This is a genomic window from Neorhizobium alkalisoli (assembly GCF_007829835.1).
GTDB lineage: Bacteria > Pseudomonadota > Alphaproteobacteria > Rhizobiales > Rhizobiaceae > Neorhizobium.
The window spans coordinates 163,334-178,286 of record NZ_VIWP01000006.1; the positions used below are offsets into that span (position 1 = coordinate 163,334).

Annotated in this window: 14 protein-coding genes; 5 read left to right on the forward strand and 9 right to left on the reverse strand. The window is 60.9% G+C overall.

The genetic code is table 11. From position 1 onward, the window contains the following. The first annotated feature begins 167 nt into the window (after window positions 1-167). Complete coding sequence (locus FHW37_RS22400; protein ID WP_145640416.1) at window positions 168-1,943, forward strand: glucan ABC transporter ATP-binding protein/ permease; 1,776 nt, start codon at window positions 168-170, stop codon at window positions 1,941-1,943. 110 nt (window positions 1,944-2,053) lie between these two features. Here FHW37_RS22400 and FHW37_RS22405 read toward each other — a convergent pair whose 3' ends face one another. Beyond that, on the reverse strand, window positions 2,054-2,509 hold the full coding sequence (locus FHW37_RS22405) for a cyclic nucleotide-binding domain-containing protein (protein ID WP_145640418.1): 456 nt from the start codon (window positions 2,507-2,509) through the stop codon (window positions 2,054-2,056). Between the two features lie 22 nt (window positions 2,510-2,531). Next, window positions 2,532-3,212 (reverse strand): response regulator transcription factor, encoded by a 681-nt coding sequence (locus tag FHW37_RS22410; protein ID WP_145640420.1) that lies wholly within the window; start codon window positions 3,210-3,212, stop codon window positions 2,532-2,534. 114 nt (window positions 3,213-3,326) lie between these two features. Here FHW37_RS22410 and FHW37_RS22415 point away from each other — a divergent pair, with 114 nt between their 5' ends. Further along, window positions 3,327-3,878, forward strand: coding sequence for a L,D-transpeptidase family protein (locus tag FHW37_RS22415; protein ID WP_145640422.1), 552 nt, complete (start codon window positions 3,327-3,329; stop codon window positions 3,876-3,878). Window positions 3,879-4,082: 204 nt separating this feature from the next. On the opposite strand, the gene leuC is transcribed toward FHW37_RS22415, so the two are convergent. Further along, window positions 4,083-5,492, reverse strand: coding sequence for a 3-isopropylmalate dehydratase large subunit (leuC, locus tag FHW37_RS22420; RefSeq protein ID WP_145640424.1), 1,410 nt, complete (start codon window positions 5,490-5,492; stop codon window positions 4,083-4,085). Between the two features lie 325 nt (window positions 5,493-5,817). On the opposite strand from leuC, the gene ppk2 reads away from it, so the two are divergent. After that, a complete protein-coding gene (ppk2, locus tag FHW37_RS22430; protein ID WP_145640428.1) occupies window positions 5,818-6,732 on the forward strand; it encodes a polyphosphate kinase 2 in 915 nt (304 codons plus the stop codon). A 9-nt stretch (window positions 6,733-6,741) separates the two neighbouring features. Here the strand turns inward: ppk2 and FHW37_RS22435 are convergent, their stop codons facing one another. The 5 genes from FHW37_RS22435 to ahpC all read right to left on the reverse strand — a co-directional run bounded on the left by FHW37_RS22435 (window position 6,742) and on the right by ahpC (window position 11,713). Then, window positions 6,742-7,542, reverse strand: coding sequence for an amino acid ABC transporter permease (locus FHW37_RS22435; RefSeq protein ID WP_145640430.1), 801 nt, complete (start codon window positions 7,540-7,542; stop codon window positions 6,742-6,744). A 60-nt stretch (window positions 7,543-7,602) separates the two neighbouring features. Next, a complete protein-coding gene (locus FHW37_RS22440; protein WP_145640432.1) occupies window positions 7,603-8,400 on the reverse strand; it encodes a basic amino acid ABC transporter substrate-binding protein in 798 nt (265 codons plus the stop codon). 107 nt (window positions 8,401-8,507) lie between these two features. Next, window positions 8,508-9,431 (reverse strand): LysR substrate-binding domain-containing protein, encoded by a 924-nt coding sequence (locus tag FHW37_RS22445; RefSeq protein WP_145640434.1) that lies wholly within the window; start codon window positions 9,429-9,431, stop codon window positions 8,508-8,510. Window positions 9,432-9,459: 28 nt separating this feature from the next. Continuing rightward, the gene (gene ahpF / locus FHW37_RS22450; protein ID WP_145640436.1) at window positions 9,460-11,037 is read right to left on the reverse strand and encodes an alkyl hydroperoxide reductase subunit F; all 1,578 of its coding nucleotides are present in this window, start codon (window positions 11,035-11,037) and stop codon (window positions 9,460-9,462) included. Window positions 11,038-11,149: 112 nt separating this feature from the next. Next, window positions 11,150-11,713, reverse strand: coding sequence for an alkyl hydroperoxide reductase subunit C (gene ahpC, locus FHW37_RS22455; RefSeq protein WP_145640438.1), 564 nt, complete (start codon window positions 11,711-11,713; stop codon window positions 11,150-11,152). Between the two features lie 255 nt (window positions 11,714-11,968). Between ahpC and FHW37_RS22460 the strand changes: the two genes are divergently transcribed. After that, the gene (locus FHW37_RS22460) at window positions 11,969-13,288 is read left to right on the forward strand and encodes an MFS transporter (protein WP_145640439.1); all 1,320 of its coding nucleotides are present in this window, start codon (window positions 11,969-11,971) and stop codon (window positions 13,286-13,288) included. A 73-nt stretch (window positions 13,289-13,361) separates the two neighbouring features. Here FHW37_RS22460 and rplS read toward each other — a convergent pair whose 3' ends face one another. After that, complete coding sequence (gene rplS / locus FHW37_RS22465; RefSeq protein ID WP_145640441.1) at window positions 13,362-13,901, reverse strand: 50S ribosomal protein L19; 540 nt, start codon at window positions 13,899-13,901, stop codon at window positions 13,362-13,364. Window positions 13,902-14,200: 299 nt separating this feature from the next. Between rplS and FHW37_RS22470 the strand changes: the two genes are divergently transcribed. Further along, the gene (locus tag FHW37_RS22470) at window positions 14,201-14,947 is read left to right on the forward strand and encodes a sulfite exporter TauE/SafE family protein (protein WP_145640443.1); all 747 of its coding nucleotides are present in this window, start codon (window positions 14,201-14,203) and stop codon (window positions 14,945-14,947) included. Window positions 14,948-14,953: the final 6 nt, after the last annotated feature.

A 14,953-nucleotide genomic window follows, 5' to 3' on the forward strand; every position in this document is an offset into this window, starting at 1 on the left:
AAAAGTACTTGCCGTGTTTGATCCTGCGGCAAATGCGGGGCCTTGCCCTTGCCGGAACATTTCTGGCAAAGAAATGTTCATGCGATTTCCGTCTCGGATTTGCCGTTCTTGTCGATAAGGCTTTCCGCCTGTCGTTTCATGCGTTCCATCAAAGGGGGTTGCCCGCGTTGACGCTATTCCAGATTTACGCCCGGGCTCTGAAATATCTGGCGAAAAATCGCTGGCGCGTTGGCGCCGTCGTCGTCGCCAACATTATTCTTGCTGTCATCACCATTGCGGAGCCGGTTCTTTTCGGCCGGATCATAGATGCCATGTCATCGGGTGGCAACGTCACCAACTGGCTTCTCGCCTGGGCAGGTTTTGGCGTCTTCAACACGATCGCCTATGTTCTCGTCGCCCGCGAGGCCGACCGGCTGGCGCATGGCCGCCGCGCCTCGCTTCTGACGGAAGCTTTTGGCCGCATCATTTCCATGCCGCTTGCCTGGCATCACCAGCGCGGCACGTCGAATGCGCTGCATACCCTGCTGCGCGCTGCCGAAAGCCTGTTCACCCTCTGGCTGGAATTCATGCGCACGCATCTGGCGACGGCCGTCGCGATCGTGCTTCTCGTGCCGACCGCGATCTCGATGGACTGGCGGCTCTCGATCGTGCTGCTCGTGCTCAGCATCGTCTACTGGATCATCGGCGTCACGGTCATGAACCGGACCAAGGAAGGCCAGGCTTCCGTCGAGAACCATTATCACACGGTGTTCTCGCATGTGAGCGATAGCATCAGCAACGTCTCGGTGCTGCATAGCTACAATCGCATCGAGGCCGAGACGCTGGCGCTCAAGGACTATACCAAGGACCTGCTTGCGGCCCAGTATCCGGTTCTCGACTGGTGGGCGCTTGCCGGCGCTCTCAACCGCACCGCCTCGACCGTTTCCATGGGCGTCATTCTCGTCATCGGCACGATGCTGGTGCAGCAGGGCCAGATCCGCGTCGGTGACGTGGTCGCCTTTATCGGCTTCGCCAACCTGTTGATCGGCCGCCTCGATCTTCTGCGCCAGTTCTCCACCCAGATTTTTGAGGCGCGCGCCAAGCTCGAGGACTTCTTCATCCTTGAGGACTCGGTTGAAGAACGCACCGAGCCGGCCGATGCGAAGGAACTCGGTGCCGTCAGTGGCCAGGTGGAATTCCGCGACGTGTCCTTCGGTTTCGCCAATACCAGCCAGGGTGTGCACCACGTCTCGTTTACCGCAAAGGCCGGCGAGACGGTTGCCATCGTCGGCCCGACCGGTGCCGGCAAGACGACGCTCATCAACCTCCTGCAGCGTGTCTACGATCCGCAGGAAGGCAAGATCCTCGTCGACGGCACGGATATTTCGACGGTGACCCGCAAGTCGCTGCGCCACTCGATCGCCACCGTCTTCCAGGATGCCGGCCTGCTCAACCGCTCGATCAGCGAAAACATCCGTCTCGGCCGCGAAGGCGCCACCGACGAGGAAGTGTCGCGGGCGGCGGAAGCGGCTGCTGCCGCGGAATTCATCGAGGACCGGCTGAACGGTTACCAGACGGCAGTCGGTGAGCGTGGCAACCGTCTGTCCGGCGGCGAACGCCAGCGTATCGCGATTGCCCGCGCCATCCTCAAGAACGCGCCGATCCTCGTGCTCGACGAGGCGACCAGCGCGCTCGATGTCGAGACCGAAGCACGCGTCAAGGCGGCGATCGACAAGCTGCGCCAGGACCGCACGACATTCATCATCGCGCACCGCCTGTCGACCATCCGCGACGCCAACAAGGTGATCTTCCTCGAAAACGGCCGGATTTCCGAAATGGGCAGCTATGACGAACTCAGCCACAAGGGTGGCCGTTTCACGTCGCTGCTCAAGGCAAGCGGCATCGTCACCGACGAAGACGAAAAGGCGCTGCCTGCGCCTGAGGTATCACCGCAGCAGGTCTGAGCGTTATAAGAGCGTTTGACGTTGAAAGGCCCGTCCGGAGAAATCCGCACGGGCCTTTTCTTTGAACGCATTGGAAGTGTTGGAGATAATCGCCCGTCCGCCTGAAAAACTCAGTTGAAGCGCGATTGCATCGCGAGCGCCGCCTTGGCGAGGCCGGCGATATTGTCCCGAATGCGGGCTTCGATGATCCGGCCGACCTGCGGATATTCTTCCAGCAGGCGCTGGAACAGCGGGCGGCCGATCCTGAGCGTTTCCGCATCCTCCGCGGCAAGCGCCGTGAACTTGCGCTCGACCATGGTCACCAGTGCGAGCTCCGACAACAGCGTGCCGGGGCCGACGGTCTTTTCGATCTGCGACTTGCCGGTGCGGTCGGTGGAATAGAGGTCGAAACGACCCTTGGCGACGATGAAGGCGGATTCTGCCGGTGACTGCTGACGGAACAGTTCCTGGCCGGCTGCCGTCGAGCGCCGCTCAGCGCCGAACGCGATCAGCCGCAGCTGATCGGCGTCCAGTTCCCTGAAGAGCGGCACCTGCGAGAGGAGCCGGATATCATCGGTCAGTGCCATCGTCGTATATCAGTTGCCGTGTTCAGGGGACGATCTTGTAGCCGCCGTTTTCGGTCACAAGGATCTCGGCATTGGACGGATCCCGCTCGATCTTCTGACGCAGGCGGTAGACATGGGTTTCCAGCGTGTGGGTGGTGACGCCGGAATTGTAGCCCCAGACTTCCTCGAGAAGCACGTCGCGCGTCACGACCTTCTGGCCGGCGCGGTAGAGATACCGGATGATCGCCGCTTCCTTTTCGGTGAGGCGTATCTTCTTGCCGTCGTCGGTCGTCAGCAGCTTCTGGCTCGGCTTGAACAGATAGGGACCGACAGTGAAGGTCGCGTCCTCGCTCTGCTCGTACTGGCGCAGCTGGGCGCGGATACGGGCAAGCAGAACGGCGAAGCGGAAAGGCTTCGTCACATAGTCGTTGGCGCCGGCTTCGAGGCCCAAAATCGTGTCGGAATCGGTGTCATGGCCGGTCAACATGATGATCGGCGCCTTGAAGCCGTTCTTGCGCAGGAGTTTGACCGCCTCGCGGCCATCCATGTCCGGCAGGCCGACATCCATGATCAGAAGGTCGATCTGGGCCGCCTTGGCAGTTGCCATCGCCTTGGCGGCATTGGCTTCCTGCATGATGGAGAATTCTTCGTAGAAACCCAGCTGCTCCACGAGCGTCTCGCGCAGGTCGTCGTCGTCATCCACCAGCAGTATCGTTCGCGCCATGCGTTTTCTTGCCTTTTCTGGGTCCGCAGGATTGTCTGCGGGCTCTTCGATCTAAGTCGTTACGTGATATGAATTCAAATGAATTCATATTCAAAGCAAAATGATGTGAGGAAAATGCAGCCTTTTCGCGATCAGAAGCACAGAAAAGTGTCAGTTCTGACCGTCAGGAGCGCGCCCAGGGATCGAAAACGGGCACTCGTCTCTCTCGGTGGCATCACCGTACCGGCTGCGATCGGGCGATCGGGAACTACCCCGTTCAAGCGGGAAGGGGACGGTGCGACGCCGATCGCGCCGATGCGCATCCTCTCCGGCTTCGTGCGCGGCGAACGTGTCTCGCTGCCGCCGACGCGGCTGCCGATGCGGCGGATCGGCAAGGACATGCTCTGGTGCGACGAGCCGCGGCATCCGGCCTATAACCGCCTGGTCAAGGCGCCGTTTCGTCCGAGCCATGAGGAGATGATGCGAGCGGACGGGCTCTACGACATCTGCCTCGTGCTGGATTGGAATATTTCATCCAGAAAGAGATATGGCGGATCAGCGATCTTCTTTCACCTGATCAAGCCGGGATATCAGCCGACGGCGGGATGCGTGGCGGTCAGCCTGCGGGATATGCAGAGGCTGCTGCGGGTGATGCGGCCGGGGATGGTGGTGAAGGTTTTAGGGTAGGAGAGGTTGGCGATATGCCCCTCACCCTAACCCTCTCCCCGTAAACGGGGCGAGGGGACTTGCCCCGCTTTGGGCATGGAGAGTGCGGCAAATGTCCTTCTCCCCGTCAGAACGGGGAGAAGGTGCCCGGCAGGGCGGATGAGGGGCAATCAGACTCAAGCGGTAGCCGGATGAGGGGCTACCGCGATCGATGAGCTCAGAAGCTTACTTCCACTCGCGGATATCGACGAAGTGCCCGGCAACCGCCGCCGCTGCGGCCATGGCCGGCGAGACCAGATGCGTGCGGCCCTTGTGGCCCTGGCGGCCCTCGAAATTGCGGTTCGAGGTCGAGGCGCAGCGCTCGTAAGGGTTCAGGCGGTCGTCGTTCATGGCAAGGCACATGGAGCAGCCCGGCTCGCGCCAGTCGAAACCGGCATCCTTGAAGATCTTGTCCAGACCTTCTGCCTCCGCCATTTCCTTGACGATGCCGGAGCCCGGAACGACCATGGCGTTGACGGTCGAGGCGACCTTCTTGCCTTCGATCATCTTGGCGGCGGCGCGCAGATCCTCGATACGGCCATTGGTGCAGGAGCCGATGAAGACGCGGTCGATCGCGATGTCGGTCATCTTCGTGCCCGGCTTCAGGCCCATATAATCGAGCGCACGCCATTTCGAGGAACGCTTGTTGTCGTCCTTGATGTCGTCCGGGTTCGGCACGGTGCCTTCGATGGTCGTGACGTCTTCCGGCGAAGAGCCCCAGGAGACGATCGGCGGCAGGTTGGCGGCGTCGAGCACGACGACCTTGTCGTAATGAGCGCCTTCTTCCGTGAACAGCGTCTTCCAGTATTCGACCGCCATATCCCAGGCCTTGCCCTTGGGGGCGCGCGGCTTGTCCTTGATATAGGCGAAGGTGGTTTCGTCCGGCGCGATCAGGCCGGCGCGGGCGCCGCCTTCGATCGTCATGTTGCAGACGGTCATGCGGCCTTCCATCGACAGCGACCGGATTGCCTCGCCGGCGAACTCGATGACATGGCCGGTACCGCCGGCCGTGCCGATCTCGCCGATGATCGCCAGAATGACGTCCTTGCCGGTCACGCCTTCCGGCAGCTTGCCATCGACACGCACCAGCATGTTCTTGGCCTTTTTCTGCGGCAGCGTCTGGGTGGCCAGAACATGCTCGACCTCGGACGTGCCGATGCCATGCGCCAGCGAACCGAAGGCGCCATGGGTCGAGGTGTGGCTGTCGCCGCAGACGATCGTCATGCCGGGCAGGGTAAAGCCCTGTTCGGGACCGACGATATGGACGATGCCCTGGCGAACGTCGCTCTCGTTATAATATTCGAGGCCGAAATCCTTGGCGTTCTCGGCCAGCGTCTCGACCTGGATGCGGCTTTCCTCGTTCTTGATGCCGAGATGGCGATCCGGCGAGGTCGGAACGTTATGGTCAACGACAGCCAGCGTCTTTTCAGGCGCGCGCACCTTGCGGCCGGCCAGGCGCAGGCCTTCGAAAGCCTGCGGCGACGTCACTTCGTGAACCAGGTGGCGGTCGATATAGAGAAGACAGATGCCGTTCTCATCAGTGGAGACGACGTGGTCGTCCCAGATCTTGTCATACAGGGTACGGGGTGCGCTCATGGCTGCCATCCATTTGAACAGGGAATATGGGAACAAAGATTATGAGCGGCGTTGGACGCCGCGCCGGGCATGTCGGCCCGGTCAGCTAAGTCGGCTGCTAAGCGCTCCGGATACGCGCGCGAAAAAGCGTGCCGGCAGACGCTTGTGGTCCTGCAGCACGACAATCTGTTTCGCGAGGCATCCGAATTTCGATCCCATGGGCGTTCATATAGCATTTGCCGATCAAATCGGCAATGTGCAGATGGGCACACATCTGTCGTCTCTTTGTCATAAAGCCTTCGCGCAAACATGCTTGATCTGAGCCTCAAGAAAAGGGAGCCCAACCATGTCCGAACCCATCGAAGAACAGCTCAACCGCATCAAGAACGAAATCGCCGACAGTTTCGACGAAGAGCTGGAAATGCAGATGGAGGAAGATCGGCTGGACGAGCTGGTCGCCGAGGGCATGTCCGAGCCGGCGGAAGTGACGCTGGAACGCCGCGTTTATTTCCGCGAGCTGTTTCGCCTCCAGCATGAGCTGGTGCGACTGCAGGATTGGGTCCAGTACAAGAAGCTGAAGGTCGTCATCCTGTTCGAAGGCCGTGACTCGGCCGGCAAGGGTGGTGCGATCAAGCGCGTCACCCAGCGTCTCAACCCTCGTGTCGCCCGCGTCGTGGCGCTGCCGGCGCCGACCGAGCGCGAGCGGAACCAGTGGTATTTCCAGCGCTATGTGCCGCATCTGCCGACCGCCGGCGAAATGGTGATGTTCGACCGTTCCTGGTACAACCGCGCCGGCGTCGAGCGCGTCATGGGCTTTGCTACGCCGGAACAGGTGGAAGAGTTCTTCCGCGACGTGCCGGAATTCGAGCGCATGCTGGTGCGCTCCGGCATCATTCTCCTGAAATACTGGTTCTCGATCACCGACGAGGAGCAGGAATTCCGCTTCAAGATGCGTATCCACGATCCGCTGAAACAGTGGAAGCTGTCGCCGATGGACCTGCAGAGCCGCGTCCATTGGGAAGAATATACCAAGGCCAAGGAAGAGATGCTGCAGCGGACGCATATTCCGGAAGCGCCGTGGTGGGTCGTGCATGCGGTCGACAAGAAGCGCGCGCGCCTCAACATGATCGACCATCTGCTGAAGCAGGTGCCTTACGAAAACGTGCCGAAGGAAGCAATCGAACTGCCGGAACGCGTCCGTCATTCCGACTACACCCGGCACCCGGTTCCGCCGGAAATGCACGTGCCGGAAGTCTACTGATGCCTATCTTCAGCGCTCGGACCGCTTGCGCAGTGCCTGTTCGACACGGCGCAGCGCAAGCGACAGGCTGATCGTCAAGAGAAGATAGATATAGGCCGTGATCGAATAGGTCTCGAAAAAGCGGAAGGAACCGGCGGCATAGATCTTTGCCGCCTGGGTGATATCCATCACGCCGAGGACCGAGACGAGCGAAGAGTCCTTCACCATCGAGACGAAGTCGTTGGAGAGCGGCGGCAGGATCGTGCGCATCGCCTGTGGCAGGACGACGAGGCGAAAGCGCTGGAAGCGGTGCAGGCCGAGCGCCTTGGCCGCCTCGATCTGTCCCTCATCGACCGACTGGAAGCCGGCGCGAAAAATTTCGGCGATGAAGGCGGCGTAACCGATCGTCAGCGCGATCACCGCCCGCCAGAGCAGCGAAACGTCGCGCACCTGCAGCGCCGAAAGCCAGCCGTTTTCGATCAGCGGCGAGAGCGCCCAGTTCCACAGGGCCACAAGGCCGGGTGCGCCGACAAAGGCGATGTAGAAGAGCAGGACGAGGATCGGGATGCCGCGGATCAGCTCGACGTAAAAGCGCGCCACCTGTCTCAGCACGATATTGCCGGAAAGGCCGGCAAGCGCGATCAGAAGTCCGAGCGCAGTTGCCAGGGTGAAGGCGGCAAGCGTCACGCCGATCGTGACGCCGATGCCCTTCACGACAACCAGAAAGACCTGGGTGTAGAGATCGTTGACGGCGATAACCGCTGCCAGCGTCAGGGCGAGCAGGGCAAAAACCACCAGCCACCAGGGGAAATCCTGATGGTCAGCTGTCATCCTGCGGCCCTTTGACGGCGCGTGTTTCTCGTCTGCCTCGGGTTTGCCCTGCACCTTGGGTTATTGGCCCATCTTGTAATCGGCGAACCATTTTTTGGTCAGCGCGTCGAGCGTGCCGTCGGCCTTCAGGGCAGCGATTGCGGCATTGACCGGGGCGACGAGATCGGAGCCCTTCTTGAAGATGAAGCCGAAATCTTCCGTGCCGAGCGGGCCGCCGACGAGTTTCAGGCCGCCATTGGAAGAATCGACATAACCCTTGCCGGCCGTGCCATCGGTCAGGACCGTATCGACATCACCGGTCTTCAACGCCTGTACCGTGGCGCCAAAGGTCTCGAACAGTTTGATGCGCGGGTTCTGTTCGTTGCCGTCCAGCACTTCGTAGGCGGCGGTATAGAAAGGCGTCGTGCCGGGCTGGGCGCCAACGAGGGCATCCTTGACCGCGGCAAAGCTCTTGGCATCGCTAAACCGCTTTTCATCGCCGCGGACCAGCATGAACTGTTCGGAGCGCATATAGGGATCGGAGAAATCGACCTTCTCCTTGCGGTCGTCCTTGATGGTGATGCCGGTCATGCCGATGTCGTACTGGCCGTCGGAAACCGCCTGGATCATCGCGTCCCAGCTGGTGTTCTGGTATTCGACCTTGAAATTCAGCCGCTTGGCGATTTCGTTGATCGCGTCATATTCCCAGCCGATCGCCTGGCCCGACTTGGGGTCGACGAATTGCAGCGGCGGATAGGCATTTTCCGTGACGACGACGACCTTGCGGCCCTTGAGATCCGGCAGTTCAGCGGCAAGGCCGACGGCGGGCAGAAGGCTGAGCGCGGCGAGGCCGGCGAGAAGTGTGCGGCGGATGATCATCTGGTTGTCCCCCATATCGATTATGGCCCGATCCTCACGAAATCGGCGAGAATGACAAGCACCGAATTCTTACGGGGTTGGCCGATGGAGAAATAGCTTTCCGGCTTTCATTCCGCCGCGATGGCGACGTCTTCCAGCATCGGGGCGATGACATCGCGGATGACGGCGGCGAGATCGCGAAACAGGTTTTCGCGCGCCGAGCTTTTGCGCCAGACAAGCGCGATGCGGCGGCTCGGGGCAGGCGAGGCTTCGAAACGAACGAGGCCGAGTGTGTCGACGGCAGTCGAGGGCGCGAGCGTCGCGAGTTTCGGCAGAAGCGTGACACCGATGCCGGATGCCACCATGTGCCGCAGTGTCTCCAGGCTGGTGCCGCGAAACGTCGGGCGTTCGAAGGCGCCGGACAGGGTGCAGACTTCCAGCGCCTGGTCGCGCAGGCAATGGCCTTCCTCCAGCAGCATCAGCTCTTCGCCTAGAAGTTCCGATGTGGCGATCGTTTCCTGCCGGTTGAGCCGGTGGTTGCGTGGCACGGCAAGCAGAAATGCTTCCTCGAACAGGAAGTCGCTGACGAGCTGGTCGTCGGCGACCGGCAGGGCAAGGATGGCGGCGTCGATCTCGCCGTCGCGCAGGCGGTCGATCAGGCCGTCGCTCTTTTCCTCGATCAGCAGGGTCTGCAGGCTTTTGAAACGCTCGGCAATTCTCGGCATGACGAAGGGCAGAAGATAGGGGCCGAGCGTCGGGAAAATGCCGAGCCGAAGGGCGCCGCTTTCCGGGTTGCGGCTTTCCTGGGCGGCGTCCTTGATGTGTTCGACTTCGGCCAGAATACGTTTCGCCCGCTCGGCCGTCTTCTTGCCGAAGGCGGTCAGGATGGCGCCGCGGGCATCACGTTCGATCAGCTGGACGCCGAGCTCGGCTTCCAGCTTCTTGATCTGCGCCGACAGGGTCGGCTGGCTGATCAGGCATGCCTCCGCGGCCCGTCCGAAATGGCGGTACTTTGCCAGTGCCACCAGATATTCGAGTTCGCGGAGCGTCATGCCTGTCCTGTTGGATGAAGGCGGCCGCTCAGGCCGCCTTGACCTCGACTTCGGCCGGAGCCGAGCTGCGGATCAGGTGATCGAAGGCGGCGAGCGAGGCCTTGGCACCTTCGCCGAGCGCAATGACGATCTGCTTGTAAGGCGTCGTCGTGCAGTCGCCAGCGGCAAAGACGCCCGGCAGCGAAGTCTGGCCGTGCTGGTCGACGATGATTTCGCCGCGCGGCGAAAGTTCGATCGTGCCCTTCAGCCATTCGGTGTTCGGCAGAAGGCCGATCTGGACGAAAATGCCTTCGAGCGCAATCGTGTGGATCTCGCCGGTGACGCGGCTTTCGTAAACGAGGCCGTTCACCTTGGAACCGTCGCCCTTGACTTCGGTCGTCTTGGCCGAGGTGAGGATGGTGACGTTCGGCAGGCTTTTGAGCTTGCGCTGGAGAACATCGTCGGCGCGCAGCTTTGCGTCGAATTCGATCAGCGTCACATGCTGGGCGATGCCGGCCAGATCGATCGCAGCCTCAACGCCGGAATTGCCGCCGCCGATGACGGCCACGCGCTTGCCCTTGAACAGCGGACCATCGCAATGCGGGCAATAGGCGACACCCTTGTTGCGGTACTGTTCCTCGCCGGGAACGCCCATCTGCCGCCAGCGGGCGCCGGTCGACAGGATCACGGTTTTCGACTTCAGCGTCGCGCCGCTGGCGAGAGCAATTTCGAAATGATCGCCATGCTGCGTCAGGCGCTCGGCCGTCTGCAGGTTCATGATGTCGACTTCATACTGCTTGACGTGCTGCTCAAGCGCCGTCGCGAACTGCGGGCCTTCGGTATGCGGCACGGAGATGAAGTTTTCGATCGCCATCGTGTCCAGCACCTGGCCGCCGAAACGTTCGGCCGCGACACCGGTGCGGATGCCCTTGCGGGCAGCGTAGACGGCAGCCGCAGCGCCGGCCGGGCCACCGCCAACGACCAGAACCTCGAACGGTGCCTTGGTCTTGATCTTTTCCGCCGCGCGGGCCGTGGCACCCGTGTCGATCTTGGCAAGGATCTGCTCCGCTTCCATGCGGCCCTGACCAAAAACTTCGCCGTTCAGATAGACGGTCGGCACAGACATGACCTGACGCGCCTCGACTTCCTTCGGGAAGAGGGCGCCGTCGATTGCGACGTGGTGGATGTTCGGGTTGAGCACGGCCATCAGGTTCAGCGCCTGCACGACGTCGGGGCAATTCTGGCAGCTCAGCGAGAAATAGGTCTCGAAGCGGAATTCGCCCTCGATATCCTTGATCTGGTCGATGATCGCCTGCTCGACGCGCGGCGGATGACCACCGACCTGCAGCAGGGCGAGGACCAGCGAAGTGAATTCATGGCCGAGCGGAATGCCGGCGAATTTCAGATGGATGTCGTGGCCGGGGCTGGTCAGCGCGAAGGCCGGGGCGCGGTCGCCGCCTGCATGTTCCGTCACGGTGATCTTGTCGGAGAGCGCTGCGATCTCGGACAGTAGTTCCGCCATCTCGCGGGATTTTGGCGTGTCGTTGACGGAAGCGGTGATCTCGATCGGGCGAACCACCTTTTCGAGATAGGCCTTGAGCTGGGTTTTGAGATTAGCATCAAGCATTGGAAAGCTCCGTTTCATGCGACAGGCCTGATAGGAAAAGGCGGCGCGCTAAAAATTGACGATCAGGAAATGGTCGGTCCGGCGCGGTGCCGGACCGACAGAGCTTTTAGGCTCAGATCTTGCCGACGAGGCTCAGCGAAGGAGCAAGCGTTTCTTCGCCTTCTTCCCACTTGGCCGGGCACACTTCGCCCGGATGCGAGCGCACGTACTGGGCAGCCTTCAACTTGCGCAGCAGGTCGGCAGCGTTGCGGCCGATGCCTTCGGCAGTGATTTCCATGGCCTGGATGATGCCATCCGGGTCGACGATGAAGGTGCCGCGGTCGGCCAGGCCTTCAGCTTCGCGCATGACGTCGAAATTGCGGGTGATCGTGCCGGTCGGGTCGCCGATCATCGTGTATTCGATCTTGCCGATCGTTTCCGACGAATCGTGCCAGGCCTTGTGGGTGAAATGCGTGTCAGTGGAAACCGAGTAGACTTCGACGCCGAGGCGCTGCAGTTCAGCGTAATGGTCGGCAACGTCGCCGAGCTCGGTCGGGCAGACGAAGGTGAAATCGGCCGGGTAAAAGAAGAAGACAGCCCACTTGCCGGCAACATCGGCCTCGGTGACTTCGATGAATTTGCCCTGCTTGAAGGCCTGCGCCTTGAAGGGCTTAATCGCGGTGTTGATAACAGCCATTGGTAATCCTGTTTTTTGGGACAAAAGCGGGAGGGGCTTTCGCGGCGCAACATAATCACCGCAGCGCAATAAAGGAAATAGATAGTTTTGTGAAATCCGATAGATTTTATCTATGGATAAGCGCGAAAGTTGATCGCTCACAGGATCGGCATCCTGCACTTGTCGTCACCTTGGCCCGGCCTAGATCCTTTTGAAGGATACGGAGCGACCGGTACCCCCAAAGCATCCGGGGGACGACTGGTCAGGAGGACTACCATGGTTTCAGAAAGCCGTTTGATTTCAAAGATTACCTGGCGGCTGATGCCGTTTCTCGGGCTTCTTTACTTGATTGCGTATATCGATCGACAGAACGTCTCTTTCGCCAAGCTGCAGATGGTCGATGCGCTCCACATGAGCGAATACGCGTTCGGTCTCGGGGCTTCGCTTTTCTTTATCGGCTATTTCATCTTCGAAGTGCCGAGCAATCTGTTTCTCGAAAGGTTCGGTGCCAGCCGCTGGTTTGCGCGCATCATGATTTCCTGGGGCCTGGTGACGATCGCGCTCGCCTTCACCCAGAACGCGACGATGTTCTACATCCTGCGCTTCCTGCTCGGCTTGGCGGAGGCCGGCTTCTTTCCCGGCGTGCTCTATCTGCTGACTTTGTGGTTCCCGAAGGATTATCGCGGCCGCATGGTCGGCCTGTTCATGATTTTCAGTGCGCTGGCGAATGCGGTGGGGGCTCCGATCGGCGGGTCGCTTCTCGATCTCGACGGCCTGCTCGGGCTTGCCGGCTGGGAATGGGTCTTCATGGCAACCGGCATTCCGGCCGTCATTGCGGGCATCGTGACGATCTTCTATCTCGATGACACGCCGGAAAAGGCAAAGTTCCTGTCCGACGAGGAAAAGCGCTGGCTGGCCGACCGGCTCGCGAAAGAAAATGCCGGCATGGAAAAGCAGGCGGATAACGGCTTCAAGGCACTGGTCAATCCGCGTGTGCTGTTGATGGCGCTTTGTTATGTGGGTTTCCCGCTTGCCGCCTATGGTCTCAGCTACTGGCTACCGACCATCGTCAAGGGGTTCGGCGTTTCGAACACCGTCAACGGCTTCATCAACGTCATTCCCTGGCTGATCGTGGCGATCGCGCTCTGGGCGGTTCCTGCTGCGGCCGATCGTACCGAGAACAAGACACCCTATATCGTCGCGCCTGCTTTTATCGGTGCGGCCTGCCTTTGCCTCTCGGTTCTGGTCGGCTCGCCGATCCTGCAGTTCGCTTTCCTGTGCATTGCCGCTGCCGGCATTTTTGCGGGCCAGCCGGTGTTCTGGAGCCTGCCGTCACGCTTCCTGAAAGGTGCCGGCGCTGCGGCGGGGCTTGCGGCGATCAACTCGGTCGGCAATCTCGGCGGCTTTGTCGCCCAGAATGTCGTGCCCTGGATCAAGGATGCGACGGGCAGCAATTTCCTGCCGATGTTCTTCCTCGCGGCCTGCCTTGCCGCCGCCGGCCTGCTGGTGATCATCGTCGGCAGGATCATGGGGCGCGAACCGGACAAGGTCGCACCCACTGTCGCCTCGGGTGGAATGAGCGGGCGGCATTCCTGAGACAGGCGATGCAGGGAGCAGAAACAAAAAAGGCGGCCGAAAGGCCGCCTTTTCAAATCCATAAGCGAAAAGCTTATTCGGCTGCATTGCCTTCAGCGGCAGCTGCTGCTTCTGCAGCGGCCTTGGCTTCAGCGGCTTCTGCTGCTGCCTTTTCGGCGGCCAGAGCCTGTGCTGCTGCAATCTTTTCGGCTTCGATCTTTGCCTTCTCTTCGGCAGCTGCGGCGCGTTCGGCGTCGTTCAGCTTGCGGGCGCGCGTGCCGGTGTTCTCGACGATACGAGCCGACTTGCCGCGACGATCGCGCAGGTAGTAGAGCTTGGCGCGACGGACCTTACCGCGGCGAACGATTTCGACGCCTTCGACGAGCGGCGAGTAAACCGGGAATACGCGCTCTACGCCTTCGCCGTAAGAAATCTTGCGAACGGTGAAGCTCTCGTTGAGGCCGCCACCCGAACGGGCAATGCAGACGCCTTCATAGGCCTGCACGCGGGTACGGTTGCCTTCCGTCACGCGGACGTTGACGCGGACGGTGTCGCCCGGGGAGAATTCAGGGAGGGTGCGCTTGGCTTCGATCTTGGCGACCTGTTCGGCCTCAAGCTGCTGAATGATGTTCATCGTCTCAAACCTTTGGTTCTTCTTCAAACAGCCAGAGCGCTCGATACTCCCTTTGGTCAAAGCCTCGGGATTTGCCGGTGACGGCAGAGCGAATTCGCCATTCTTTGTTGCTGTCGGACGGGAGCATTTCCCATTTCCGGGTGCGCAAATACACGAAACAAACGGCCTTGTCATCCCATCCCGGCCGGGAGATTGCGATTTTATGACGCCTCTTAAGCCTTTCGGATCATGGCCGTGTTCGCCACTTGCTCCGTTCGCGCCGCATGTTATTGCCTGTGCGGGAGAATTGGGAGGACATCATGACGATCACCATGATCGCGCTGCTGGCTGCGGCGGGCTTTTTTGCGGGCGCGGTCAATGCGATTGCCGGTGGCGGTACGTTTCTCGTGTTCGGCGCCATGACGCTTGCCGGCATTCCGCCGATCGTCGCCAATGCCACCTCCGCCATCGTGCAGTTTCCGGGCTATGTCACGTCAACGCTCGCCTATCGCGACGAGATTTCCAGCCGCTGGCGCAGCGCAATCGTGCTTGTCGTTGTTTCGATCATCGGTTCGACCGGCGGCGCGCTTCTGCTTCTCGCGCTCGATAACCGCTCCTTCCATCTGATCGTGCCCTGGCTGCTTGCAGCCGCGACGCTGATTTTTGCGGCCGGCCCGTGGCTCAGGCCCGCAGGTTCGGCGGAACGCCCGGCCGGCTCGCCGCTTTCCGTCGTCAGCCAGTTTCTGAATTCCATCTATGGCGGTTTTTTCGGTGCCGGCATGGGCGTGATGATGCTCGCCGTGCTGGGCCTGACGACCGGCGGCAGCTATCACCATCTCAATGCGCTCAAGAACATGCTGGCGATGACCATCGCCTCGGTCGCGATCGTCGTCTTTATCGGTGGCGGGGTGATTGCATGGCCGGAAACGATCGTGATGATGCCGGCCGGTGCGCTTGGCGGTTATTCCGGCGTTTGGCTGGCCCGGCGGGTGCCGCAGGTCATTTTGCGCTGGTGCGTGATCGTGGTCGGGGCGGCGCTGACTGTCTATTATTTCGCGAAGGCGTAATTGGCC

Excerpts from the sequence above, each read along its gene's own strand:
- FHW37_RS22405 (WP_145640418.1), bottom strand. The coding sequence starts at position 2,509 with ATGGCACTGACCGATGATATCCGGCTCCTCTCGCAGGTGCCGCTCTTC.
- FHW37_RS22410 (WP_145640420.1), bottom strand. The coding sequence starts at position 3,212 with ATGGCGCGAACGATACTGCTGGTGGATGACGACGACGACCTGCGCGAG.
- FHW37_RS22415 (WP_145640422.1), top strand. The coding sequence starts at position 3,327 with ATGCAGCCTTTTCGCGATCAGAAGCACAGAAAAGTGTCAGTTCTGACC.
- leuC (WP_145640424.1), bottom strand. The coding sequence starts at position 5,492 with ATGAGCGCACCCCGTACCCTGTATGACAAGATCTGGGACGACCACGTC.
- ppk2 (WP_145640428.1), top strand. The coding sequence starts at position 5,818 with ATGTCCGAACCCATCGAAGAACAGCTCAACCGCATCAAGAACGAAATC.
- FHW37_RS22435 (WP_145640430.1), bottom strand. The coding sequence starts at position 7,542 with ATGACAGCTGACCATCAGGATTTCCCCTGGTGGCTGGTGGTTTTTGCC.
- FHW37_RS22440 (WP_145640432.1), bottom strand. The coding sequence starts at position 8,400 with ATGATCATCCGCCGCACACTTCTCGCCGGCCTCGCCGCGCTCAGCCTT.
- FHW37_RS22445 (WP_145640434.1), bottom strand. The coding sequence starts at position 9,431 with ATGACGCTCCGCGAACTCGAATATCTGGTGGCACTGGCAAAGTACCGC.
- ahpF (WP_145640436.1), bottom strand. The coding sequence starts at position 11,037 with ATGCTTGATGCTAATCTCAAAACCCAGCTCAAGGCCTATCTCGAAAAG.
- ahpC (WP_145640438.1), bottom strand. The coding sequence starts at position 11,713 with ATGGCTGTTATCAACACCGCGATTAAGCCCTTCAAGGCGCAGGCCTTC.
- FHW37_RS22460 (WP_145640439.1), top strand. The coding sequence starts at position 11,969 with ATGGTTTCAGAAAGCCGTTTGATTTCAAAGATTACCTGGCGGCTGATG.
- rplS (WP_145640441.1), bottom strand. The coding sequence starts at position 13,901 with ATGAACATCATTCAGCAGCTTGAGGCCGAACAGGTCGCCAAGATCGAA.
- FHW37_RS22470 (WP_145640443.1), top strand. The coding sequence starts at position 14,201 with ATGACGATCACCATGATCGCGCTGCTGGCTGCGGCGGGCTTTTTTGCG.